Here is a 24432-nt window from a genome sequence, read left to right as displayed (position 1 = left end):
TCTTGCGGGCTCGCTTCGACATGTACGTCAACTCCCGTGCCGTGCCGTGATGTTCAAGTGGTGCTGCGGCCGACGAGCAGGTCGGCGAGCTTGGTCAGGCGCCTGACCGTGCGGTCCTCGGTGGCCGCCGGAGCCGGGTCGACGCGCTCGCCGCGGTCGTAGTAGGCGCCGTTGACGATCTCGACGGCCGGGTCGCACAGCCGGACCACATGGCCGGCGCCCTCGGCGGGCGTGACGCCTTCGTGGGCGTACAACGGCAGCAGCGCGGTGTCGCAGACGCCCGGGTGGACGGAGACGGCGGCGACACGCGGGTCGGCCGCGAACACCGTCAGCGCCAGCTGGGACTGGGCGTAGGCGGCGAGCCGGGAGTAGCGGCGGGCGCGGTTCGGGTCGGCCCACGAGATCGACGCCGTGCGGTGCAGCGACGACGACACGTTGACGACCCGGCCGCCCGGATCGCTGGTGAGCGCCGGCTCCAGCAGGCAGGTCAGCAGGTAGTGGGCGAGGAAGTTGACCTGGAAGGCGATCTCGTTGCCGTCGGCGGTCACGGTGTGCCGCTCGGGTGCGGCCATGCCCGCGTTGTTGACGAGGACGTCCAGGTGCGGGTGCTCGGCGACGACCCGATGGGCGAGGGCCTCGACCTCGTCGAGGCGCGCGAAGTCGGCGGCGTAGGTGCACAGTCGGTCCGCGTCGACGCCCGCCGTGGCGACCAGGGCGTCGGCGGCGGCGCGGGCCTCCTCCGCGGTACGGCCGTGCAGCAGCACGGTGGCGCCGCGTTCGGCGAGTTGCCGCACGGTCTCGTGGCCGATGCCGGCGGTGCCGCCGGTGACCAGGACCGTACGGCCGAGGAAGCCGGCGGAGGAGAGGGAGGACAGGCTTGAGTCGGACATGATCCAATCCGGGGTTGCGGGCACGCCGCACGGCCCGTGAGGGCGGTGGGCGTGCGGTGGGAAGGACGGCACGAGGGGCGCCGGAGTCGATCACGGCGCCCCTCGGGTCAGCGGAAAGCGGCGTCGGCGGGACGCGGCGTCGGCGGACGCGGGCGCTTTCGGTCAGCGCGGCTCGGGACACGACGGCCGAGCGGGACTCGGCGGTCGGTCGAAGAGAAGCCAGGCGCTGTTCACGACGTCCATGGAAGCCGTACCGCTCCGCCGGGGCAAGCCGTGACGCCGTTCTCTGACGGTGCTCTGACGTGCGCATACGGGTTGTTGACGGCGGGGCCGTTCCCGGCGCCGCCGGCCCCGCGGCACGTCAAGGCGGCGTCAAGGTCCCCGGTGCCGACGCCAAGGAACCGCTAACAACCGCACGGACCGTCCCGCGAAGCGGCTTCCTTGAGGGGACGAAACCCTGTGTGCGGGGGATTTGAGCCAGTGAGTGGAGCACGTCGGCGGCGATGAATGACGTACGGCCCGGACGACTGAAGGTCTACCTCGGGGCGGCCCCGGGGGTCGGCAAGACCTACCGGATGCTCGACGAGGGACGGCGCCGCGCCGCGCGCGGTGCGGATGTGGTCGTGGGGTTCGCGGAGTGCCATGGACGCCCGGGCACGGAGGCGATGCTCGACGGCCTGGAGACCGTCCCCCGGGCACGCTGCGCCCACCGAGGCGCGGCGTTCGAGGAGATGGACCTGGCCGCGGTCCTCGCGCGTCGCCCGCAGGTCGCGATCGTCGACGAGTTCGCCCACGCCAACGTCCCAGGCGACGGCCGCAACCCCAGACGCTGGCAGGACATCGAGGCCCTGCTCGAAGCGGGCATCGACGTCGTCACCGCGTTGAACATCCAGCACCTGGAGTCCCTCAACGACGTCGTGGAGAAGATCACCGGCGTGCCGCAGCACGAGACGGTGCCCGACGAGGTCGTACGACGCGCCTCGCAGATCGAGCTGGTGGACATACCGCCCGAGGGGCTGCGCCGGCGCATGGCGCACGGCAACATCTACGCGCCCGAGGAGATCGACGCGGCCCTCGCCAGCTACTTCCGGCCCGGCAACCTCACCGCCCTGCGTCAACTGGCCCTGCTGTGGGTGGCCGACCGGGTCGACGAGGCGCTTCAGGAGTACCGTTCCCGGCACCGCATCGGCCGGGTGTGGGAGACCCGGGAGCGGGTGGTCGTCGCGCTGACCGGCGGCCCGGAGGGCGACACGCTCCTGCGGCGGGCGGCCCGCATCGCCGACCGGTCCGCGGGCGGTGATCTGCTGGCCGTGCACGTGGCCCGCAGCGACGGTCTCGCCGCCGGTGTCTCGCACGCCTCGCTGGCCCGCCAGCGCCGGCTCGTGGAGGACCTCGGCGGCAGCTACCACTCGGTCGTCGGCGACGACGTGGCCGGCGCGCTGGTGGACTTCGCCCGCGCCGAGAACGCCACCCAGCTGGTGCTGGGCACGAGCCGCCGCGGCCGGCTGGCACGGTTCCTGAGCGGGCCCGGCACGGGGGAGACCGTGACCGAGCTGTCCGGGGACATCGACGTCCACCGGGTCACGCACGAACGCGCCGGCCGCGGCACGCTGCTGCCGTCGAGGCGGCGCACCCTGTCCACGGCCCGGCTGATCGCCGGTCCGGTGGCCGGGCTGGTGCTCCCGGTACTGCTGACCGTCGTCCTCGCCCAGCTGCGGGGCACGCTGAACCTGACCAGCGAGGCCCTGCTGTTCCTGCTCACCGTGGTGGGCGTGGCCTGCATAGGCGGGGTCGCCTCCGCCGTGATCGCCTCGGTGACGGCGTCGCTGCTGCTGAACTACTGGTTCATCCCACCGATCGGCGGGTTCACGCTGGACGACCCGAACGCGCTGCTGGCCCTCGGCGTCTTCGCCCTCGTGGCGGCCACCGTCGCCGCGGTCATGGACCGCTCCCTGCGCCTGTCGCGCCGCTCCGCCCGGGCCACGGCCGAGGCGGAGACCATGTCGTCGCTGGCCGGCAGCATCGTGCGGGGCGAGGCGACCATCCCGGCCCTGCTGGAGCGCACCCGGGAGACCTTCGGCATGGAGGCGGTGGACCTGGTGGCGGAACCACCCGGCACCGCGGGTGGTGCGACGGCCGTTCCGGCGGGCCCCGGCGCCTGGCTCGTGCTGCGCGGCCGCACCCTGTCGTCGTCGGAGCGACGCGTGCTGGCCGCCTTCGCCGCCCATGTCGGCTCGGCGGTCGAGCGTGCCCAGCTCGCCGAGGCCGTGGCCGAGGTGGAGCCGGTGCGAGCCGCCGACCGGTTGCGTACGGCACTGCTGCGCGCGGTCGGACACGACCTGCGTACCCCGCTCGCCGCCGGATGGGCCGCCGTCACCTCGCTGCGCAGCCGCGATGTCGCCTTCTCCGACGAGGACCGGGCCGAACTCCTCGCCACCGCCGACGAGTCCATGGCCAAGCTGAACCGACTGGTGGAGAACCTTCTCGACCTCAGCCGACTGGAGGCGGGAGCACTCAGCCTCAACCTGCGGGGCACCTCCTTGGAGGAGGTGCTGCCCATGGCTCTGGCGGACGTCACCGGCGTGGAGGTGGCGGACGTGGAGAAGATCCCCGCCGTGCTGGCCGACCCGCCGCTGCTGGAACGGGTCATCGCGAACCTGGTCGGCAACGCCGCCCGCCACACCCCGCCCGGCAAGCGGGTACTGGTCACCGCCAGCGCCCTGTCGGGCCGGGTGGAGCTGCGGGTGGTCGACCGCGGGCCCGGTCTGCCGGCCGACGGCCGCGAGCGGCTCTTCGAGCCCTTCCAGCGGCTCGGCGACACCGACAACACCACCGGCCTGGGCCTCGGGCTGGCGCTCGCCCGCGGACTCACCGAGGCCATGAACGGCACCCTCACCCCGGAGGACACCCCCGGCGGCGGTCTCACGATGGTCGTGTCGCTGCCGACGAACGGGGGCTGACGCTCACTGCATCCCGGAGGCCCGGAACACGGCCCGGGCGATCTCACCGTCCAGGCGTCGCAGGACGGCCCTGCCGCACCGCAACGAGCCGTCGGCCGCCGCCTTCCGCGCCCCCGGTGCCAGGTGCCCCCACAGCTGTGGATTGCGCACCAGGACGTCCGGGTCGATCTCGACGCGGCCGCCCAGCGAGTCCCGCAGCACCAGCCGCCGGGAGACTCCGTCCAGGCAACGGATCGAGACCAACAGGTCGGTCCGCACCCGGTGTTCACGCACCAGCCGCCGCGAGGTCAGCCAGTTCCCGCCCGCGCACACCCGGGCGGGACACAGCACCACCAGCAGCAGCCCGGCGAGCGCGAACCACAGCGCGGCACGCCACGGGGTGATCCGGCCGGCGCCCCAGTCCACCAGGAGGAGCGCCACGAGCAGCAGGCCGGCACAGCGGACCGCGCTCCACAGCTCCCGCGCCCGGTCGCGGTCGTTCGTCGCCGCACCGGAACCGCCAGGGTCCTCGGCACGCGCGTCGAGGGTTCTTCTGCGCACGTCGTCACGGCGTCCCATGGCGCCGACGGTAGTGACCCGGGGATGCCGGTCCGGTCCGGGTTGACGCGGCTCTTACGCAGGCCCGACGTTTCCTTGCCGCCGGGCCCGCGCGGGCGCGCCGCGGTCGCCCGCGTCACACGCCCGTCAAAGTTCCGTCAAGGCAGGGCCGCCGGGCGCGAAGAAGCCGCAAGGAACAGCCGTATGCGGCGAGGACGGACAGAACCTGGGTGCTCCGCGAACACCGCCCGAAGGAGCACCCTTTCATGTCCGTTCTGACCGCCGAGCCGGACGCCGTCCCCGCCGGCGAAGAGCCGCCCGATACCGGTGAACGCCACCGGCTGACCGCGGTCACCGGCCTCGCCGCGCTGTCGCTGGACGCCATGGCGTCGGTGGCCTACGGCCCCGAGGCGATCGTCCTGGTCCTGGCCGCCGCCGGCGCCCACGGCCTCGGCTTCACCCTGCCGGTGACCCTGGCCATCGCCGCCCTGCTGGCGGTGCTGGTCGCCTCGTACCGGCAGGTCATCGCGGCCTTCCCGGACGGCGGCGGCTCCTACGCCGTCGCGAGGAAGCACCTGGGTGCGCGCACCAGCCTCGTGGCCGCCGCCTCGCTCGTCCTGGACTACGTCCTGAACGTCGCCGTCGCCGTCACGGCCGGCGTGGCCGCCCTGACCTCGGCCTTCCCGGCCCTCTACGACGACCGGCTGTGGCTGTGCCTGGCCGCGCTCGCCCTGGTCACCGCCGTCAACCTGCGCGGCATCGTGGAGTCGGCGAAGGCGTTCATCGTGCCGACCGTGGTGTTCGTAGGCTCCATCTTCGTGCTGATCGTCGTCGGGCTGTTCCGGTCCGAGCCGGTCAGCACCGCCACCGCCGCCGGCCACGCCTCGGTCCTCGCCGACAACGCCACCACCGTGGGCGCCCTGTTGCTGCTGAAGGCCTTCGCCGCCGGCTGTTCGGCCCTCACCGGCGTCGAGGCCATCGCCAACGCCGTCCCGTCCTTCCGCGCCCCGCGTGCCCGGCGCGCCCAGCGCGCGGAGGTCGCCCTCGGCGCCGCCCTCGGTGTGATGCTGATCGGCCTGTCGGTGCTGATCTCCCGCTTCCACCTCCAGCCGGTCGAGGGCGTCACCGTCCTCGCCCAGCTCGCGGACGCCTCGCTCGGCCACAACTGGGCTTTCTACGTCATCCAGTTCGCGACCGTGATCCTGCTGGCCCTGTCCGCGAACACCTCCTTCGGCGGCCTCCCCGTACTGCTGAAACTGCTGGCCCGCGACAACTACCTGCCGCACGTCTTCGCGCTGAAGGCCGACCGTCAGGTGCACCGGCACGGCGTCCTCGCCCTGGCCGCCGCCTCGGCCGCGCTGCTGGTCTTCTCCGGCGGCGACACCAACACCCTGGTGCCGCTGTTCGCCATCGGCGTCTTCGTCGGCTTCACCGTCGCGCAGGTGGGCATGGTCCGGCACTGGCGCCTCGAGCGCGGTCCCCGATGGCGCGGCAAGGCGCTGCTCAACGGGTCCGGTGCCCTGCTCACCGGCGTCGCCGCCGTCGTCGTCACCGCGACCAAGTTCGCCGAGGGCGCCTGGCTGATCGTGATCGCCCTGCCCCTGCTCGTCCTGGCCTTCGAGACCGTGCACCGGGCCTACACCCGGATCGGCGAGCGCCTCGGCCTCGGCCGGGTCCCCGAGCATCCGCACCGCGACCGCTCGGTCGTGATCGTGCCCGTCTCCTCGATCTCCCGCCTGACCTCCGAGGCACTGACCGCCGCCACCTCCCTCGGCGACGAGGTCCGCGCCGTGACCGTCTGCTACCCCGACGCCGAGGACCGGGCCGCCCTGCACGCGCTGGAGCTGGCCTGGACGGAGTGGGACCCCGGGGTGCCGCTGGTCCGGCTGAACTGCGAGCGGCGCTCGCTGGGCCGCCCCATCGCCGACTACGTCCGTGAGGTGGCCGCCGCCGAACCGGGGGCGCGGGTCACCGTGCTGATCCCGGAGGCCGAGCCCGAGCGGCTGTGGCAGCGGCTGCTCCAGAACCAGCGGGGCGCGGTCGTCGCGCACGCCGTACGCCGGGAGACGGACGCGGTGATCTGCCGGCTCCGTTTCCGGCTGCTGTGAGCCGGCTCACCATCCGCTCCAGCGCCTCACCAGTGGCACGGATCACGTGCCGTATGAGTCCCGTCAAAGGCGTCAGCGCCGCCGTTAGAGGGCCGTCAAGGGCGGCCTTTTCCGGCCGAACAGGCGCTTTCCTCGAATCGTCCGCTTACCTCGAACCTCACTCCAGGAGTCAGCGATGGCCGATCTGGCCTTCGTCGTCGTCATCATCGCGGGTTTCGCGCTGGTGGCTCTCGCCGCCAAGGGGGTGACGAAGCTGTGACCGCCGAGACCATCGTCGGCCTCGTCGTGGCCGTCACCCTGCTGGGCTATCTCGTCCTCGCCCTGATCTTCCCGGAGAGGTTCTGAGACATCCATGGGTCCCGTCCTCGCAGGCGTGCTCCAGCTGCTCGCGCTCATAGCGGCGCTGGCGCTCGCCTACATCCCCCTCGGCAACTACATGGCCAAGGTCTACTCCTCCGACAAGCACTGGCGGGTCGAGAAGTGGATCTACAAGGGCATCGGTGCCAACCCCGACACCGAGATGCGCTGGCCCGCCTATCTGCGCGGCGTCCTCGCCTTCTCCGTGATCGGCGTCCTGTTCCTCTACGCCCTCCAGCGGCTCCAGGGCGTGCTGCCCGGCTCGCTGGGCTTCTCCGCGATCGACGCGGACCAGGCGTTCAACACCGCCGTGTCGTTCGTGACGAACACCAACTGGCAGTCGTACTACGGCGAGCAGGCCATGGGCCACGTCGTGCAGACCGCCGGTCTGGCCGTGCAGAACTTCGTCTCCGCCGCCGTCGGCATCGCCGTCGCGGTGGCGCTGGTGCGCGGCTTCGCCCGCTCGCGCACCGGTGAGCTGGGCAACTTCTGGGCCGACCTGGTGCGCGGTGTCGTCCGCATCCTGGTCCCGCTGGCCGCGATCGCCGCGGTCGTCCTGGTGGCCGCCGGTGCCATCCAGAACTTCTCCGGCATTCACGAGGTCGGCCAGTTCATGGGCGGCCACCAGCAGTGGAACGGCGGCGCGGTCGCCTCGCAGGAGGCCATCAAGGAGCTGGGCACCAACGGCGGCGGCTACTTCAACGCCAACAGCGCCCACCCCTTCGAGAACCCCACCCCGTTCTCGAACCTCTTCGAGATCTTCCTGATCCTGGTCATCCCGTTCGCGCTGACCCGCACGTTCGGCGTCATGGTCGGCTCGGTGAAGCAGGGTTACGCGATCCTCGCGACCATGGCCGTCATCTGGCTGGGCTTCGTCGCCCTGATGATGTGGACCGAGTTCGCCCACCACGGACCGGCGTTCGACATCGCCGGCGGGGCGTACGAGGGCAAGGAGACCCGCTTCGGGATCGGCGGCTCGTCGATCTTCGCGACCTCGACCACCCTCACCTCGACCGGTGCGGTGAACTCCTTCCACTCCTCCTTCACCGGTCTCGGCGGCGGCGTCACCCTGCTCGGCATGATGCTGGGCGAGATCGCGCCCGGCGGCGTGGGCTCCGGCCTGTACGGCATGCTGATCATGGCGATCATCGCGGTGTTCATCGCCGGTCTGATGGTCGGCCGCACGCCCGAGTACCTGGGCAAGAAGATCGGCTCCCGCGAGATCAAGCTGGCGGCCTGCTACATCCTGGTCACCCCGGCGCTGGTACTGATCTTCACCGCCTTCGCCATGGCGCTGCCGACCCCGCTGAACTCCCTGACCAACAGTGGGGCGCACGGATTCTCCGAGATCCTGTACGCCTACACGTCCGCGTCCAACAACAACGGCTCGGCGTTCGCCGGTCTGAACGCGGACACCCAGTGGTTCAACAGCACGCTGGGCCTGGCCATGCTGCTCGGCCGATTCATTCCGATGATCTTCGTGTTGGCCCTGGCCGGCTCGCTCGCCGAGCAGAGGCCCGTGCCGGCCACCGCGGGAACGCTGCGCACCGACAAGCCCCTGTACACGGGTCTGCTCGTCGGCACGATCATCATCATCACCGGTCTGACGTACTTCCCGGCCCTCGCGCTCGGGCCGCTGGCCGAGGGGCTGGCGTGATGACCACTCGCACAGAGAAGCAAGAGGACTCCATGTCCACAGCCACTCCGACCCGGGCGCCGCACAGCGACGTACCCACCGCGCACAAGTCCGCCGAAGGCCGTGTCGGCGCGGGCCTCTTCGACCCGAAGCAGCTGGTCAAGTCGCTGCCGGAGGCCTTCCGCAAGCTCGACCCGCGGGTGATGGTCAAGTCCCCCGTGATGTTCGTGGTGTGGATCGGCTCCATCCTGACCACCGCCTTCTCCTTCAAGGACCCGGGCGACTGGTTCGGCTGGACCATCAGCGCCTGGCTGTGGCTGACGGTGATCTTCGCCAACCTGGCGGAGGCCGTCGCCGAGGGCCGCGGCAAGGCGCAGGCCGACACGCTGCGCAAGGCCAAGACGGACACGGTCGCCCGCAAGGTCGACGGGACCGTCGTCGCCGGTACCGACTTGAAGATCGGCGACCTGGTCGTCTGTGAAGCGGGCGACATCATCCCCGGTGACGGCGACGTCATCGAGGGCGTGGCCTCCGTGGACGAGTCGGCGATCACCGGTGAGTCCGCTCCCGTCATCCGCGAGTCCGGCGGCGACCGCTCGGCCGTCACCGGTGGCACGAAGGTGCTCTCCGACCGCATCGTCATCAAGATCACGACGAAGCCCGGCGAGACCTTCATCGACCGGATGATCAACCTGGTCGAGGGCGCCGCCCGGCAGAAGACGCCGAACGAGATCGCGCTCAACATCCTGCTCGCCTCGCTGACGATCGTCTTCCTGCTGGCCTGCGCCACGCTCCCGCCGCTGGCGGACTACGCGGGCACGCATCTGACGATGGTCGTGCTGGTCGCCCTGCTGGTCTGTCTGATTCCGACGACCATCGGCGCCCTGCTCTCCGCGATCGGCATCGCGGGCATGGACCGTCTGGTGCAGCGCAACGTCCTCGCCATGTCGGGCCGCGCGGTCGAGGCCGCCGGTGACGTCTCCACGCTGCTGCTCGACAAGACCGGCACCATCACCCTCGGCAACCGCCAGGCCGCCGAGTTCGTACCGGTGCGCGGGACGACCGAGGCCCAGGTGGCCGACGCCGCCCAGCTGTCGTCGCTGGCCGACGAGACGCCCGAGGGCCGCTCCGTCGTCGTACTCGCGAAGGAGAAGTACGGCCTGCGCGAGCGCCACCAGGGCGAGTTGACCGGCGCCGAGTGGATCGCCTTCACCGCCCAGACGCGGATGTCGGGCGTCGACGTCGACGGCCGCAGGATCCGCAAGGGCGCCGCCGGTTCGGTCATCGCCTGGGTCCGGGAGCAGGGCGGCACGGTCGCCGACGACGCGGACACCCTCTCCAACCGCATCTCCGAGTCCGGCGGTACGCCGCTGCTCGTCGCGGTGGAGGACGCGCAGGGTGCGCGCGTCCTGGGCGTCATCCACCTCAAGGACGTCGTCAAGGACGGCATGCGGGAGCGGTTCGAGGAACTGCGCCGCATGGGCATCAAGACCGTCATGATCACGGGTGACAACCCGCTGACCGCCAAGGCGATCGCCGAGGAGGCGGGCGTCGACGACTTCCTCGCGGAGGCGACTCCCGAGGACAAGATGGCGCTCATCAAGCGGGAGCAGGCCGGCGGCAAGCTGGTCGCGATGACCGGTGACGGCACCAACGACGCGCCCGCGCTCGCGCAGGCGGACGTCGGTGTGGCGATGAACACCGGTACGTCGGCCGCCAAGGAGGCCGGCAACATGGTCGACCTCGACTCCAACCCGACCAAGCTCATCGAGATCGTCGAGATCGGCAAGCAACTCCTCATCACCCGGGGCGCGTTGACCACGTTCTCCATCGCCAACGACGTCGCGAAGTACTTCGCGATCATCCCGGCGCTGTTCGCGGTCGTCTACCCGGGCCTGGACAAGCTCAACATCATGAACCTGTCCTCGCCGGACTCCGCGATCCTGTCCGCGGTCATCTTCAACGCGCTGATCATCGTCGCGCTGGTGCCGCTGTCCCTGAAGGGTGTGCGGTACCGGCCGGTGAGCGCCGACAAGCTGCTGCGGCGCAACCTCACCGTCTACGGACTCGGCGGTCTGATCGCCCCGTTCATCGGCATCAAGCTCATCGACATGCTCATCTCCCTCATCCCCGGAATCGGCTGATCGCCATGAACAACTCCGTATCGAACACCGCCCGGTTGCTCGGGGCGGGCCTGCGCGCCCTCCTCGTGCTGACCCTGGTGACCGGCGTCATCTACCCGCTGGTGATCACCGGCATCGCGCAGGGTCTGTTCAGCGGCAAGGCGAACGGCTCCGAGATCAAGGCGGACGGCAAGGTCGTCGGGTCGTCCCTGATCGGGCAGTCCTACAACCTTCCGCTGAAGAAGGGCGAGGAGACTCCGACACCCGACCTGAAGTGGTTCCAGGGCCGCCCGCAGAACGGTCTCGGCACCAACGGCGTCAACACCCAGTACTCGCTCATCCTGTCCGGCGCGACCAACCGGTCCGGCGACAACGAAGAGCTCATCCAGTGGGTGAAGGACGCCAAGGCCGCCGTCATCAAGGACAACTCGACGGCTGACCACAAGGTCAAGCCGGTCGACGTGCCCGCCGACGCGGTGACGTCGTCCGGCTCCGGTCTGGACCCGGACATCTCCCCGCAGTACGCGGAACTCCAGGTCAACCGGGTCGCCGAGAAGAACGGCCTGCCCGTCGCCCAGGTGCAGAAGCTGGTCGACGAGCACACCGAGGGCCGCACGCTCGGCTTCATGGGCGAGCCCCGGGTGAACGTCCTCGAACTCAACATCGCGCTCAAGGACCTCGCGGCGAAGAGCTGATGGCGTTACGCGAACCGTGCGGGAGTCGGCGGCCGGAGACATCCGGTGCCGCCGACTCCCGCCGCCATCGGACCAGTTGCCCAGATGCTGGGCAGGAAGGCGTACACCCATGACCCGGGTGCTCGTGGTGGAGGACGACCCGCAGCTCGTACGGGCTCTGGTCATCAACCTGGAGGCACGTCACTACGGCGTCGACGCCGCCCCCGACGGGGCCACGGCCCTGCGGCTCGCGGCGGCGCGTCAGCCCGACGTGGTCCTGCTCGACCTCGGCCTGCCCGACATGGACGGCGTCGACATCATCAAGGGTCTGCGCGGCTGGAGCCGGGTGCCGATCCTGGTCCTGTCCGCCCGTCAGGCGTCGGACGAGAAGGTGGTCGCGCTGGACGCCGGCGCCGACGACTACGTCACCAAGCCGTTCAGCATGAACGAACTGCTCGCCCGGTTGCGGGCCGCGGTCCGCCGGACCGAGGACACCCCGCTCGCCCCCGAGACCACGCTGGTCGAGACGGGGGACTTCAGCATCGACCTGCTCGCCAAGAAGGTGGTCCGGCACGGGCGGGATGTGCGGCTGACCCCGACCGAGTGGCATCTGCTGGAGATCCTGGTGACCAGCCCGGGCCGGCTGATCAGCCAGAAACACCTCCTCCATGAGGTCTGGGGCGTCTCGCAGAGCAGCAAGACCAACTACCTGCGGGTCTACATGGCCCAGCTGCGCCGCAAGCTGGAGCAGGACCCCTCCCACCCCCGCTATCTGATCACCGAGCCCGGTATGGGCTACCGCTTCGAAGCCTGACCGAGGGACGACATGGGACGCGGCAAGCTCAGGATCTACCTCGGCGCGGCACCGGGCGTCGGCAAGACGTACGCGATGCTGTCGGAGGCGCACCGCCGGATCGAGCGGGGCACCGACTGCGTCGTCGCGTTCGTGGAACATCACCACCGGCCGCGTACCGAGGTGATGCTGCACGGCCTGGAACAGGTGCCACGCAGGGAGATCGCCTACCGGGGCGGCACGTTCACCGAGATGGACGTGGACGCCGTCCTGCGCCGCGCCCCAAGGGTCGCCCTGGTCGACGAGCTGGCCCACACCAACGTGCCCGGCTCCCGTAACACCAAGCGCTGGCAGGACGTGGAGGAGCTGCTGGCGGCCGGCATCGACGTCATATCGACCGTCAACATCCAGCACCTGGAGTCGCTGGGCGACGTGGTCGAGTCCATCACCGGCGTACGGCAGCGCGAGACCGTCCCCGACGAGGTCGTGCGCCGTGCCGACCAGATCGAGCTGGTCGACATGTCGCCACAGGCGCTGCGCCGCCGTATGGCGCACGGGAACATCTACCGGCCGGACAAGGTCGACGCGGCCCTGTCCAACTACTTCCGGCCGGGCAACCTCACCGCCCTGCGCGAACTGGCGCTGCTGTGGGTGGCCGACCGGGTCGACGCCTATCTGACCGAGTACCGCAGTGAGCACCGGGTGTCGGCCATCTGGGGTTCGCGCGAGCGGATCGTGGTCGGGCTGACCGGCGGCCCCGAGGGACGCACCCTGATACGGCGTGCGGCACGGCTCGCCGAGAAGGGCGCCGGAGGCGAGGTGCTCGCCGTCTACATCTCCCGCAGCGACGGTCTGAGCGCCGCCTCCCCGAAGGAACTCGCGGACCAGCGCACCCTGGTGGAGGACCTGGGCGGCACCTTCCACCAGGTCGTCGGCGACGACGTACCGGCCGCCCTGCTCGACTTCGCCCGCGGGGTGAACGCCACCCAGATCGTCCTCGGCGTCTCCCGGCGCAGAAGCTGGCAGTACGTCTTCGGACCCGGCGTCGGCGCCACCGTCGCCCGCGAGTCCGGTCCCGACCTCGACGTGCACCTCATCACGCACGACGAGGTGGGCAAGGGCCGCGGGCTGCCGGTGGCGCGCGGCGCCCGCCTCGGACGGTCCCGGGTCATCTGGGGCTGGCTCGTCGGTGTGCTCGGCCCCGCCCTGCTCACCTGGCTCCTCACCGGCGTCACCGCCGAGGTCGGCCTCGCCAACGACATGCTGCTCTTCCTGACCCTGACGGTGGCGGCGGCACTGCTCGGCGGGCTCTTCCCGGCGCTGGCCTCCGCGGTGGTCGGTTCCCTGCTGCTCAACTGGTTCTTCACGCCGCCCGTCCACACCCTGACGATCGCCGACCCGAAGAACATCGTCGCCATCGCGATCTTCGTCGGGGTCGCCGTGTCCGTGGCCTCGGTCGTGGACCTCGCGGCCCGGCGCACCCACCAGGCGGCCCGGCTGCGGGCCGAGTCGGAGATCCTGTCCTTCCTCGCCGGGAACGTGTTGCGCGGCGAGACCGGCCTGGAGGACCTGCTGGAACGGGTCCGCGAGACCTTCGGCATGGAGTCGGTGGCCCTCCTGGAGCGGACCGGTGAGACGGACCCCTGGACCTGCGCCGGCAGCGTGGGACCCCGGCCCGCCGACACCCCCGAGGACGCGGACGTCGACGTACCCGTCGGCGACCACCTGGCCCTGTCCCTGCGCGGCCGGGTGCTGCCGGCCGCGGACCGCAGGGTGCTGGCCGCGTTCGCCGCGCAGGCCGCCGTGGTCCTGGACCGGCAGCGGCTGCGCCGCGAGGCGGGCCGCGCGAAGGAACTGGCCGAGGGCAACCGCATCCGTACGGCGCTGCTGGCCGCCGTCAGCCACGACCTGCGCACTCCGCTGGCCGGCATCAAGGCGGCCGTCACCTCGCTGCGTTCCGACGACGTCGAGTGGTCCGAGGAGGACCAGGCGGAACTGCTGGCCGCCATCGAGGAGGGCGCCGACCGGCTCGACCACCTGGTCGGCAATCTGCTGGACATGTCCAGACTCCAGACCGGGACCGTCACGCCCATCATCCGCGAGACCGACCTCGACGAGGTCGTGCCGATGGCGCTCGGCGGGGTCCCCGAGGACAGCGTGGACCTCGAAATCCCCGAGACGCTGCCCATGGTGCACGTCGACCGGGGGCTGCTGGAGCGGGCCGTCGCCAACGTGGTCGAGAACGCCGTCAAGTACAGCCCGCCGGGCGAGCGGGTCCTGGTCGCCGCGAGTGCCATCGCCGACCGCGTCGAGGTACGGGTCGTCGACCGCGGACCCGGCGTCCCGGACGACGCCAAGGACCGCATCTTCGAGCCCTTCCAGCGCTACGGCGACTCACCGCGCGGCACCGGCGTCGGCCTGGGTCTGGCGGTGGCCCGCGGTTTCGCGGAGGCCATCGGCGGCACCCTTGCGGCCGAGGACACGCCTGGCGGGGGCCTGACGATGGTGCTGGCGGTACGGACGGCACCGGACCGGCAGGACTTGCCCACTCCGGTTCCGGGCTGAGGCGTCCTCAGCCGCCGCGGGGCGCGTACATGATCACGGCCATTCCGGCGAGGCAGACCAGCGCGCCGATCACGTCGTAGCGGTCGGGGCGGTAGCCGTCGGCGACCACGCCCCAGGCGATGGACCCGGCGACGAAGATCCCGCCGTAGGCGGCGAGGATGCGGCCGAAGTTGTCGTCGGTCTGGAAGGTGGCCACCACCCCGTACAGCCCGAGAGCGATGACCCCGGCGCCGACCCAGATCCAGCCCTTGTGCTCACGGATGCCCTGCCAGACCAGCCAGGCACCGCCGATCTCGAACAGGGCGGCGACGGCGAACAGGGCCACGGAACGCGCGACGGTCATGATCGGTGAGCGTACAGGCGGGCGGGGCCCGTCCTCCTGAGCGGCTGCCCACCCGCCCCTACCCGCCCCCGCCCGTCAGTCGAGCCGCTCCAGCGGCACCGCCGCCACGCTGTGCCCGCGTCGGTCCAGGACACGGCCGACGTTCTTGTCCGTGCGCAGCACCACCGCGCGGTCGCCGACCCGGAACCCGAGGTCGGCCATCTCGTGCTCCAGGTGCGCTTCCAGACGGTGCACGTCCTGGACGCCGCGCAGCCACACGTCGAGGATCAGATTGTGCGGACCGGCGGTGACGGTGCACAGCCGCAGCTCCGGCAGGGTCCGCAGCGCCGCCTCCGCCGCCTGGAGATGCTCCGCCGGTACGGAGGCGAAGTAGACGGCGGTGACGGGCCAGCCGGTGAGCGGGCGGGCGAGACTGCAACGCAGCACCAGCCGGCCGGAGCCCAGCAGCAGGCCCAGCCTGCGGCGGGCGGTGGCCACGCTGGTGCCGGTGCGCTCGGCCAGTTCGCTGAGCGGCATCCGGCCGTCCTCGCCGAGCGCGACCATGATGCGCCGGTCCAGCGGACGCATCGGCTCGGCGGGCACGGGCGGCCGCTCCGGCGGGTGCAGCCGCGCGCGCTGCTCCGCCGAGAGACTGCGCAGCCGCCACCGGCTCCCCTCGAACGGCGCGTCCGTGATCACGTGCGAGCGCGTCGAGCGGACCCCGGGGCAGTGGGCGATGCGGTCACCGATGTAGTCGGCGAGTTCGTCGAGGCTGTACGCCCACACGATCGCCAGGATGTCCCGGGCGCCAGAGGTCTGCTTCACGCTCAGCGTGGCGATGTCGCCGGCGAGGATCTCGGCGACCCGCGTGGCCCGCGCGGCGGCGGTCACGATCTCGACCTGCGCCATCACCCGCCCGTCGGTCGCCGGTGCCATATGGCCGCTCACCCAGGCGGCCCCGCTGTCGGAGAGCCGCTTCCAGCGACGGGCGACGGTGACCGCGTCCACGCCGAGCACCCGGCCCACCAGCGACCAGGGCGCGCGGGGCTGGATCTGGAGCGCGTTGACGATCGCCAGATCCAGCTCGCTGAGTTCCTGATCCTGCATTTCGAGCACTCCGGTGAACGAATCCTGCAATCCGGCGCCCGTGCTGCCGTCGGACTTGAGGCTACCGCGACATCCGACCAGCACGAGGAGCGGTAGCAGTGGCCCTGAAGATCATCAACGCCCGGATCGTCGACGGCACCGGCCGCGCGCCCGTGCCCGACGGTGTGGTCGTCACGGACGAGCACGGTGACCTCGTCCACGCCGGCCGCGCCGAGGACGCCCCGCCGACCGCGCCCGACATCGACGTACTGGACGCGGCGGGCCGTACCGTCCTGCCCGGCTTCATCGACTGCCATGTGCACCTCGGCGCCGAGAACGGCAGGGCGCTGTCCGAGCGCTTCGCCATGGACGACACCGTCGAGACCTTCCGCACCGCCCGCCGCCTGCGCCGCACCCTCGACGCCGGCATCACCACCGCCCGCGACCTCGGCGGCCTGCCCGCCGGCTTCCGGGTCGCGGTCGCCGAGGGCCTGATCGAGGGCCCCCGCCTGCACACCGCGATCCGCGTGATCGGCCACACCGGCGGCCACGCCGACTTCACCACCCCCTCCGGCATCGACACCAGCGGCGGCGTCGGCGAGATCGCGGACAACCCCTACGAGGTGCGCAAGGCCGTACGGCGGCTGCTGCGCGAGGGCGCCGACGTCATCAAGCTCTGCGCGACCGGCGGCATGGGCAGCCCCCACGACCAGCCCGAGGACGAGGGGCTGACGGAGGAGGAGATCCGCACGGTCGTCGACGAGGTGCGCCGCCACGGCGGACGGCCGGTGGCCGCGCACGCCCAGGGCACCGCGGGCATCCTCAACGCGATCCGCGGCGGCGTCACCAGCATCGAGCACGGCTACGGCCTCGACGCCGAGGCACGTGAACTGGCGGGGGAGCGCGGCGTGTTCGTCGTCCCGACCCTCTCCACGGTCTTCGACGGCATCGACAAGGCGACCATGGCGCCGTACCACTACGAAAAGAAGACGCGCTGGTCCGGCATCACCAAGGAGAACATCTCCGCCGCCATCGCGCACGGGCTGCGGATCGCGATGGGCACCGACGCCGCGATCAGCCCGCACGGCCGGAACCTGCGCGAACTGCTGCACCTCGTCTCCCTGGGGATGTCCCCGGCGGACGCGATCGCCGCCGGCACCCGGGTCGCCGCCGAACTGCTCGGGCTCAGCGAGCGGATCGGCACCCTGGAACCCGGCAAGGCCGCGGACCTCGTCGTGTGCGAGGGCGATCCGCTGGCCGACATCTCCGTGCTCGCCGACCCCGCGCACATCCGCTGCGTGGTCCAGCAAGGCGTCGTACGCAAGAACACCCTCACGCGACAGACCGAGCCCACCGACGGCACCGACTGAGAGGCGCCCGCCATGCAGGACACCCTCGCATCGCCCTCCCCGACGAAGGGCGACGGCGGATACGGCAGCGGCCGGCTCGACCGGCTGATGGCCGCACTGGAGCGCCTGGGCAACCGGCTCTGGCACCCCTTCTACCTCTTCACCGCCCTCTTCGCCCTCCTCGCCGTCGTCTCCACGGCACTGGCCTGGGCGGACGTCGGGGTGACGGTGCCCGGCAGCGATGAACACCTCCAGGTCCACGGGCTGCTCACCGGGGACGGCATCAGCTGGTTCCTGGAGAACGCGCTCACCAACTTCACCGGCTTCCCGCCCCTGGGCACGGTCCTGCTGATGATGATGGCCGTCGGGGTCGCCGAGCGGACCGGACTGCTGGAGACGGCGGTCCGGGCGACCGTCGCCAAGGCGCCCGCGTGGCTGCTGCCGTACGTGGTGGCGTTCGTGGCCTGCCAAGGCCATGTGATGAGCGACATCGCGGTCCTGGTGATCCCGCCGCTGGCCGCGCTGGTGTTCAAGGCCGCCGGACGGCACCCCGTGGCCGGCCTGATCGGCGCCTTCGCCTGTGTGTGCGCGGGCTACGCCTCCGGCTTCACGGTCGGCGCCCTCGACGCGCTGTACGCGGGCATCACCGAGAAGGTCGCGGCGGTACTGCCGGCCGGACAGGACGTGCCCACCCACCTCCTCGTCAACTACTTCTTCACCGCCTCGGCCAGCGTGGTGCTCGCCCTGATCGGCGGCTTCCTGACGGCCCGGGTGCTGGAGCCGCGGCTGCCCGCTCCGGTCACGGAGGGCTCGACCGACGACTCCTCCGAGGAGTCCGCCGCGATCGGCCCGGAGCAGCGGCGCGGACTGCGGTGGGCCACGGCGGCGGTCGCCGTGTACGCCACCGTCGTGCTGGTCACCTGGCTGCTGCCCGGCAGTCCGCTCCAGGGCGAGGGCGGCGCGCTCGTGCCGTCACCGGCGCTCAGCGGCATCGTGCCGCTGCTGTTCGGCGCCTTCGTCATCGCGGGCACGGTGTACGGGGTGAAGGCCCGCACGGTGACGCATCGCAACGACATCCCGAGGATGATGGGCGAATCCGTCACCTCGATGTCCGGCTACATCGTGCTGATCCTCGTCATCGCGCAGTTCATCGCGGTCTTCACCTGGTCCAACCTCGGCACCCTGCTCGCCGTGGAGGGCGCGGAGCTGCTGAAGTCCGCGGGGCTGACCGGCTTCACCGCGCTGGTGCTCTTCGTCCTGGTGGTCAGCGTGCTGAACGTGCTGATCACCTCGGGTTCGGCGCTGTGGTCCCTGATGGCCCCGGTCTTCGTACCGACCTTCATGCTCATCGGGATGTCCCCGGCCCTGACCCTCGCGGCCTTCCGGATCGCGGACTCCGCGACCCAGATGATCTCCCCGCTCAACCCTTACCTGTTCCTCAGCCTCGCCCTGATGCGCCGCTACGAACCCGGCGCGCAACTGGGCACGTTGATGTCCCGGCTGGCGATCTACGTCCTGCCGTTCATCGGGGCATGGCTGGCCGTGCTCGGCATCTTCTACGCCTTCGACCTGCCGCTCGGGCCCGGGGCCGGGATCCATCTGCCCTGACCGTCGGGGCGGCCTTCACCCCCAGACGCAGCCGCCGCACCCCACTTGCCCCGCAAGCAGCGGGTCACACAGGGGTGCGGCGGCATGCGGTCATCAGATGTCGCGGAAGATCTCGATCTGCGCGCCGATCGTGTTCAGCCGCTCCGCGAGATCCTCGTAACCCCGGTTGATGACATACACGTTCCGCAGCACGGACGTCCCCTCCGCCGCCATCATCGCCAGCAGCACGACCACGGCGGGCCGCAGCGCGGGCGGGCACATCATCTCGGCGGCCCGCCAGCGGGTCGGGCCCTCGACCAGGACGCGGTGCGGGTCCAGCAACTGAAGGCGTCCGCCGAGGCGGTTGAGGTCGGTCAGGTAGATCGCGCGGTTGTCGTAGACCCAGTCGTGGATGAGGGTCTTGCCGGAGGCGACGGCCGCGATGGCCGCGAAGAACGGGACGTTGTCGATGTTCAGGCCGGGGAACGGCATCGGGTGGATCTTGTCGATCGGCGCCTCCAGCTTGGAGGGCCGGACGGTGAGGTCCACCAGCCGGGTGCGGCCGTTGTCCGCGAAGTACTCGCGTGTGCGGTCGTGGTCGAGGCCCATCTCTTCCAGGACCGCCAGTTCGATCTCCAGGAACTCGATGGGGACACGACGCACCGTCAGTTCCGACTCCGTCACCACGGCGGCGGCCAGCAGGCTCATCGCCTCGACCGGGTCCTCGGAGGGGGAGTAGTCGACGTCGACGTCGATGGTCGGCACACCGTGGACGGTGAGCGTCGTCGTGCCGATGCCCTCCACCCGCACTCCGAGCGTCTCCAGGAAGAAGCACAGGTCCTGGACCATGTAGTTGGAGGACGCGTTGCGGATGACCGTGACGCCGTCGTGCCGCGCGGCGGCCAGCAGCGCGTTCTCGGTCACGGTGTCGCCGCGCTCGGTCAGCACGATCGGCCGGCCGGCGCGCACCGTACGGTCGACCGTGGCGTGGTACTGCCCCTCGGTCGCCGCCACTTCGAGGCCGAACCGGCGCAGCGCGATCATGTGCGGCTCGATGGTCCGGGTGCCCAGGTCGCAGCCGCCGGCATACGGCAGCTTGAAGCGGTCCATCCGGTGCAGCAGCGGACCGAGGAACATGATGATCGAGCGGGTGCGGACGGCCGCCTCGGCGTCGATGGCGTCCATGTCCAGCTCGGAGGGCGGCACGATCTCCAGGTCGACGCCGTCGTTGATCCAACGGGTGCGCACGCCGATGGAGTTGAGCACCTCCAGAAGGCGGTACACCTCTTCGATCCGGGCGACCCGGCGCAGCACTGTGCGCCCCTTGTTGAGCAGTGAGGCGCACAGCAGTGCCACGCAGGCGTTCTTGCTGGTCTTGACGTCGATCGAACCGGACAGTCGACGTCCGCCGACGACCCTCAGATGCATCGGCCCGGCGTACCCCAGCGACACGATCTCGCTGTCCAGGGCTTCACCGATTCGGGCGATCATCTCAAGGCTGATGTTCTGGTTGCCGCGCTCGATGCGATTGACGGCGCTCTGGGAGGTGCCGAGCGCCTCGGCCAGCTGCGTCTGTGTCCAGCCACGGTGTTGCCGGGCGTCACGGATGAGCTTGCCGATGCGTACGAGGTAGTCGTCTGCCATGAGGTTGAGGCTATCTCAGATATGAGATGGCACATTCCCAGGGGGGCCGTTCGGGTGACGTGCCGTCAACGCCGCCTGGCGGTACGGGTGCGGCGCCACCCGAAAGGTCCGGGCAAATCCATCGATGTCGTACGACGTCCGGTGCTGCTGTGGGTGTGTCGCGGACCGTTCCTGCCGCCCGTGGTGATGGACCAGGAGCGACGGTTGATGTTCAGGCGCACACCGGGCAAAATGCGAAAACTCTTACGAAATGTCAGGGGCATGGATGCCTCCTCCTTCCGGAGTCAAGTGCGTATCCCTCGGTTACCCCGACTCGGCGAACTGATGACATGTCGAAAAACCGGAAGGGCCGGCCCGACGCGGTGAGCGTCGGGCCGGCCCTTCCGGTGGTCCGTCCCCTGTCGGTCGGTCAGTCCGTGCCGGACTCCATCGCGGCCCGGTCCAGCGCGGCGTCCTCCTCCGAGACCTCACCGCGCGAGGCGATGGCCTCGGCACCGCCCTCCGGCAGCTCCGGCATGGTGCCGATCAGCCCGGTGGCGGCGGCCTGCGAGGCGCCGATGGTGGGGCTGCCCGTGCCGATCAGGCCGAGGCCGACGTACTGCTCCAGCTTGGCGCGCGAGTCGGCGATGTCGAGGTTGCGCATGGTGAGCTGGCCGATCCGGTCGACCGGGCCGAAGGCCGAGTCCTCGGTGCGCTCCATCGACAGCTTGTCCGGGTGGTAGCTGAAGGCCGGGCCGGTCGTGTCGAGGATCGAGTAGTCCTCGCCGCGCCGCAGCCGGAGCGTGACCTCGCCGGTGACGGCGGCGCCCACCCAGCGCTGGAGCGACTCCCGGATCATCAGCGCCTGCGGGTCCAGCCACCGGCCCTCGTACATCAGGCGGCCGAGGCGCCGGCCCTCGGTGTGGTACTGGGCGAGGGTGTCCTCGTTGTGGATCGCGTTGACCAGGCGCTCGTACGCGGCGTGCAGCAGCGCCATGCCCGGCGCCTCGTAGATGCCGCGGCTCTTGGCCTCGATGATCCGGTTCTCGATCTGGTCCGACATGCCGAGGCCGTGCCGGCCGCCGATGGCGTTGGCCTCCATCACCAGGTCGACGGCGGAGGCGAACTCCTTGCCGTTGACGGTGACCGGGCGGCCCTGCTCGAAGCCGATCGTCACGTCCTCGGCGGGAATCTCGACGGACGGGTCCCAGAACCGCACGCCCATGATGGGCTCCACGGTCTCGACGCCGGTGCCCAGGTGCTCCAGGGTCTTGGCCTCGTGGGTGGCGCCCCAGATGTTGGCGTCCGTGGAGTACGCCTTCTCGGTGCTGTCGCGGTAGGGCAGGCCGTGCGCGACCAGCCACTCCGACATCTCCTTGCGGCCGCCGAGCTCGGTCACGAAGTCCGCGTCCAGCCAGGGCTTGTAGATCCGCAGGTTCGGGTTGGCGAGCAGGCCGTAGCGGTAGAACCGCTCGATGTCGTTGCCCTTGAAGGTCGAGCCGTCGCCCCAGATCTGGACGTTGTCCTCGAGCATCGCGCGCACCAGCAGCGTGCCGGTGACGGCGCGACCCAGCGGCGTGGTGTTGAAGTACGCCCGCCCGCCGGAGCGGATGTGGAACGCACCGCAGGTCAGCGCGGCCAGCCCCTCCTCGACCAGGGCGGCACGGCAGTCGACCAGACGCGCGACCTCGGCGCCGTAGGTCTTCGCACGGCCGGGCACCGAGGCGATGTCGGGCTCGTCGTACTGGCCGATGTCGGCGGTGTAGGTGCACGGGACGGCACCCTTGTCGCGCATCCAGGCGACCGCGACCGAGGTGTCGAGACCGCCCGAGAAGGCGATGCCGACGCGTTCGCCGGTGGGGAGGGAGGTGAGGACCTTGGACATAGGAAGAGTATGCATCATCTCGCATGGTCATGCAATGCCGCATGGTCATGCAATGGGGGTCCGGTCACGCCCCCGGCACCCCTCGTCGTGGCCGTCGCCTCGTCCCGGGTGGTACCGAGCGGCAGTGCCTTGCCCTCCAGCGCGCCGTCCGCCAGGGCCGGCCGCAGGTCGCGGGGCACGCCGGGACCGCCGAGCACCACGCGGCCGGCGGCAACGCCACCTGCGTCTACCGGTTCGACCACCGGCCCGCCGAGGACGAGCGCGCCCTGGGTGCCACCCACTGCCCTTCCTCTTCAACGCCCTCGACGCCTACTGGGGCAGCCCGGTGCTGGGCACGCCCACCGGCGCCGAGCGAACCCTGGGGCGCGCGTTCGCGAGCGCCGTCGCCGAGTTCGTCACCACCGGATCGGTGCGCGACCGGCTGCCGTGCGCACCCGCCACGGCCGCCCGGATCCGGCACGGCCGCGCGAGCCGGACCAGCGCCAAATGTGACGACCGTCACATGCGCGGCCTCGAACTTCGGCGCTCGCCGTGCATCCAGTCGGCAACGGTCACCAAGCGTCCCCGGAGCGACAGCATGGCTTATCTACGCGGATTCATCCCCTGGATCGTGGCGGGCGTCGTCACGTCCTTCGACTGGCGCTGGGGCGCCCTCGGCGGACTCGTCTCGGGGCTGTTGCTCCTGGTGCTCGAACGCCGCCGCGGGGTCGGCCTCGACGCCCTGATCCTGGAGATCAGCAGCGTCGTGTACTTCGCCGTGATCGCCGTCGTGGCCGTCACCAGGCCGCACTCGGTCCTGGCGGACCACGTCGACGTCGTCTCCTTCGCCTGGCTCGCCGCCACCGCCTGGGGGACGCTGGCCATCCGCCGCCCCTTCACGGTGGGCATCGCCAAGCGGCAGACACCCCGTGAATACTGGGAAATGCCGGAATTCATCCGGGTCAACAACCACATCACCAGCGCCTGGGGCGCCGGTTTCACCTTCATCGCGGTGAGCCTGGCCGTCCTCGGGGCGGTGGACGCTCCGCTCTGGGCAGGCATCACCGCCCGCGTCGCCGGCCTCGTCGCCCCCGCCGCTTTCACGAAGGTCTATCCCGCCCGCGCCCAGGCCCGTCTGTCGGCCGCCCCGGCGCCCCTCGCGGCCGTACCGCAGCAATCACCCGAAGGAGCTGACGCACCATGACCACCGAACCAAGGAATGTCGTCCTCGTCCATGGCGGATTCGTCGACGGATCGGGCTGGAAGGGCGTCTACGACCATCTGAAGGCCGACGGCCTGAACGTCACCGTCGTCCAGAACCCCACCCTCTCCCTCGCGGGCGACGTCGCCGCCACCAGGATGGTCCTCGACGCCCAGGACGGACCCACCGTGCTCGTCGGGCACTCCTACGGCGGCGCGGTGATCTCCGAGGCGGGCAACCACGAGAAGGTGGCGGCCCTCGTGTACATCGCGGCGTTCGCGCCCGACAAGGACGAGTCCGTGAACACCCTCATCGCCGACCCGCCGCCCGGGGCGCCCGTTCCGCCGATCCTGCCGCCCGTCGAGGGGTTCCTGTTCCTGGACCGGGAGAAGTTCGCCGACTCCTTCGCCGGGGACCTGCCCGCCGCCGAGGCCCGGTTCCTCGCGGACTCCCAGGTGCCGTGGGGTGTGGACGCCCTGGGCGGGACGGTCACCGAGCCCGCCTGGCGCAGCCGGCCGAGCCACTACCTGGTCGCCACCGACGACCGCATGATCCCGCCCCCGGCGCAGCGCGCCATGGCCGAGCGGGCCGGCGCGACGGTCACCGAGACCGCCGGCAGTCACGCCGTCTACGTGTCCAAGCCCGGTGAGGTCGCCGCCCTCATCAAGCGCGCCGCCGCGGGAGCCGGTGCGTGAAGCCAAGCCACGGTGGGTCCCGTGACATGCGCGGGGCCCACCGGGGCCGGACCAGGAAGGCA

At 71.0% G+C, this 24432-nt stretch carries 20 protein-coding genes; 12 read left to right on the top strand and 8 right to left on the bottom strand.

Features of this window, described 5'->3' with window-relative positions; all coding sequences use genetic code 11:
- Nucleotides 1–53 precede the first annotated feature (53 nt).
- Nucleotides 54–890: an SDR family NAD(P)-dependent oxidoreductase gene (locus ACIQWG_RS32945; protein ID WP_404102320.1), complete on the bottom strand. Its 837-nt coding sequence runs from the start codon at nt 888–890 to the stop codon at nt 54–56.
- Nucleotides 891–1393: 503 nt separating this feature from the next.
- Here ACIQWG_RS32945 and ACIQWG_RS32940 point away from each other — a divergent pair.
- Nucleotides 1394–3850, top strand: coding sequence for an ATP-binding protein (locus ACIQWG_RS32940; protein ID WP_404102318.1), 2457 nt, complete (start codon nt 1394–1396; stop codon nt 3848–3850).
- Between the two features lie 3 nt (nt 3851–3853).
- On the opposite strand, the gene ACIQWG_RS32935 is transcribed toward ACIQWG_RS32940, so the two are convergent.
- Nucleotides 3854–4408, bottom strand: coding sequence for a hypothetical protein (locus ACIQWG_RS32935; RefSeq protein ID WP_404102317.1), 555 nt, complete (start codon nt 4406–4408; stop codon nt 3854–3856).
- Nucleotides 4409–4653: 245 nt separating this feature from the next.
- Between ACIQWG_RS32935 and ACIQWG_RS32930 the strand changes: the two genes are divergently transcribed.
- The 7 genes from ACIQWG_RS32930 (at nt 4654) to ACIQWG_RS32900 (ending at nt 14643) form a co-directional block, all read left to right on the top strand.
- Nucleotides 4654–6495 (top strand): APC family permease, encoded by a 1842-nt coding sequence (locus tag ACIQWG_RS32930; protein WP_404102315.1) that lies wholly within the window; start codon nt 4654–4656, stop codon nt 6493–6495.
- A gap of 255 nt (nt 6496–6750) precedes the next feature.
- The gene (gene kdpF, locus ACIQWG_RS32925) at nt 6751–6840 is read left to right on the top strand and encodes a K(+)-transporting ATPase subunit F (protein WP_404102313.1); all 90 of its coding nucleotides are present in this window, start codon (nt 6751–6753) and stop codon (nt 6838–6840) included.
- A 7-nt stretch (nt 6841–6847) separates the two neighbouring features.
- Nucleotides 6848–8509 carry a potassium-transporting ATPase subunit KdpA gene (gene kdpA, locus ACIQWG_RS32920; RefSeq protein ID WP_404102311.1) on the top strand — a complete coding sequence of 554 codons (1662 nt, stop codon included), beginning with the start codon at nt 6848–6850 and terminating at the stop codon, nt 8507–8509.
- Nucleotides 8509–10632 (top strand): potassium-transporting ATPase subunit KdpB, encoded by a 2124-nt coding sequence (gene kdpB / locus ACIQWG_RS32915; RefSeq protein ID WP_404102309.1) that lies wholly within the window; start codon nt 8509–8511, stop codon nt 10630–10632. The genes kdpA and kdpB overlap by 1 nt, the downstream gene beginning before the upstream one ends.
- Nucleotides 10633–10637: 5 nt before the next feature.
- Complete coding sequence (locus ACIQWG_RS32910) at nt 10638–11306, top strand: potassium-transporting ATPase subunit C (RefSeq protein ID WP_404102307.1); 669 nt, start codon at nt 10638–10640, stop codon at nt 11304–11306.
- Between the two features lie 109 nt (nt 11307–11415).
- Entirely contained in the window at nt 11416–12099 is a 684-nt protein-coding gene (locus ACIQWG_RS32905) for a response regulator (RefSeq protein ID WP_404102305.1), read from the top strand.
- A 12-nt stretch (nt 12100–12111) separates the two neighbouring features.
- Nucleotides 12112–14643 carry a DUF4118 domain-containing protein gene (locus ACIQWG_RS32900; RefSeq protein WP_404102303.1) on the top strand — a complete coding sequence of 844 codons (2532 nt, stop codon included), beginning with the start codon at nt 12112–12114 and terminating at the stop codon, nt 14641–14643.
- A gap of 7 nt (nt 14644–14650) precedes the next feature.
- Here ACIQWG_RS32900 and ACIQWG_RS32895 read toward each other — a convergent pair whose 3' ends face one another.
- Both ACIQWG_RS32895 and ACIQWG_RS32890 read right to left on the bottom strand, forming a co-directional pair.
- Nucleotides 14651–14986, bottom strand: coding sequence for a YnfA family protein (locus ACIQWG_RS32895; RefSeq protein WP_404102301.1), 336 nt, complete (start codon nt 14984–14986; stop codon nt 14651–14653).
- 75 nt (nt 14987–15061) lie between these two features.
- Nucleotides 15062–16072: an Lrp/AsnC family transcriptional regulator gene (locus ACIQWG_RS32890; protein WP_404102299.1), complete on the bottom strand. Its 1011-nt coding sequence runs from the start codon at nt 16070–16072 to the stop codon at nt 15062–15064.
- A gap of 104 nt (nt 16073–16176) precedes the next feature.
- Between ACIQWG_RS32890 and ACIQWG_RS32885 the strand changes: the two genes are divergently transcribed.
- Together ACIQWG_RS32885 and ACIQWG_RS32880 are read left to right on the top strand one after the other, a co-directional pair.
- A complete protein-coding gene (locus ACIQWG_RS32885; protein WP_404102527.1) occupies nt 16177–17421 on the top strand; it encodes an amidohydrolase family protein in 1245 nt (414 codons plus the stop codon).
- Nucleotides 17422–17433: 12 nt separating this feature from the next.
- Nucleotides 17434–19008, top strand: coding sequence for an AbgT family transporter (locus ACIQWG_RS32880; protein ID WP_404102297.1), 1575 nt, complete (start codon nt 17434–17436; stop codon nt 19006–19008).
- Between the two features lie 93 nt (nt 19009–19101).
- On the opposite strand, the gene ACIQWG_RS32875 is transcribed toward ACIQWG_RS32880, so the two are convergent.
- From ACIQWG_RS32875 to ACIQWG_RS32860, 4 genes are all read right to left on the bottom strand, one after another.
- Nucleotides 19102–20631 carry a helix-turn-helix domain-containing protein gene (locus ACIQWG_RS32875; RefSeq protein ID WP_404102296.1) on the bottom strand — a complete coding sequence of 510 codons (1530 nt, stop codon included), beginning with the start codon at nt 20629–20631 and terminating at the stop codon, nt 19102–19104.
- A 65-nt stretch (nt 20632–20696) separates the two neighbouring features.
- Nucleotides 20697–20894 carry a DUF4236 domain-containing protein gene (locus ACIQWG_RS32870; RefSeq protein WP_093747609.1) on the bottom strand — a complete coding sequence of 66 codons (198 nt, stop codon included), beginning with the start codon at nt 20892–20894 and terminating at the stop codon, nt 20697–20699.
- Between the two features lie 146 nt (nt 20895–21040).
- A complete protein-coding gene (gene argG, locus ACIQWG_RS32865; RefSeq protein ID WP_404102294.1) occupies nt 21041–22495 on the bottom strand; it encodes an argininosuccinate synthase in 1455 nt (484 codons plus the stop codon).
- A gap of 14 nt (nt 22496–22509) precedes the next feature.
- Nucleotides 22510–22776 carry a hypothetical protein gene (locus ACIQWG_RS32860; protein ID WP_404102293.1) on the bottom strand — a complete coding sequence of 89 codons (267 nt, stop codon included), beginning with the start codon at nt 22774–22776 and terminating at the stop codon, nt 22510–22512.
- 44 nt (nt 22777–22820) lie between these two features.
- Here ACIQWG_RS32860 and ACIQWG_RS32855 point away from each other — a divergent pair, with 44 nt between their 5' ends.
- Complete coding sequence (locus ACIQWG_RS32855) at nt 22821–23678, top strand: hypothetical protein (RefSeq protein WP_404102291.1); 858 nt, start codon at nt 22821–22823, stop codon at nt 23676–23678.
- Nucleotides 23675–24370, top strand: a complete 696-nt coding sequence (locus ACIQWG_RS32850; RefSeq protein ID WP_404102290.1) for an alpha/beta hydrolase — start codon at nt 23675–23677, stop codon at nt 24368–24370. Before ACIQWG_RS32855 ends, ACIQWG_RS32850 begins: the two co-directional genes overlap by 4 nt.
- The last annotated feature ends 62 nt before the right edge of the window (nt 24371–24432 follow it).

The organism is Streptomyces sp. NPDC098781 (genome assembly GCF_044759995.1).
Lineage (GTDB): Bacteria > Actinomycetota > Actinomycetes > Streptomycetales > Streptomycetaceae > Streptomyces.
This window is presented reverse-complemented; position numbering and strand designations above follow the sequence as displayed.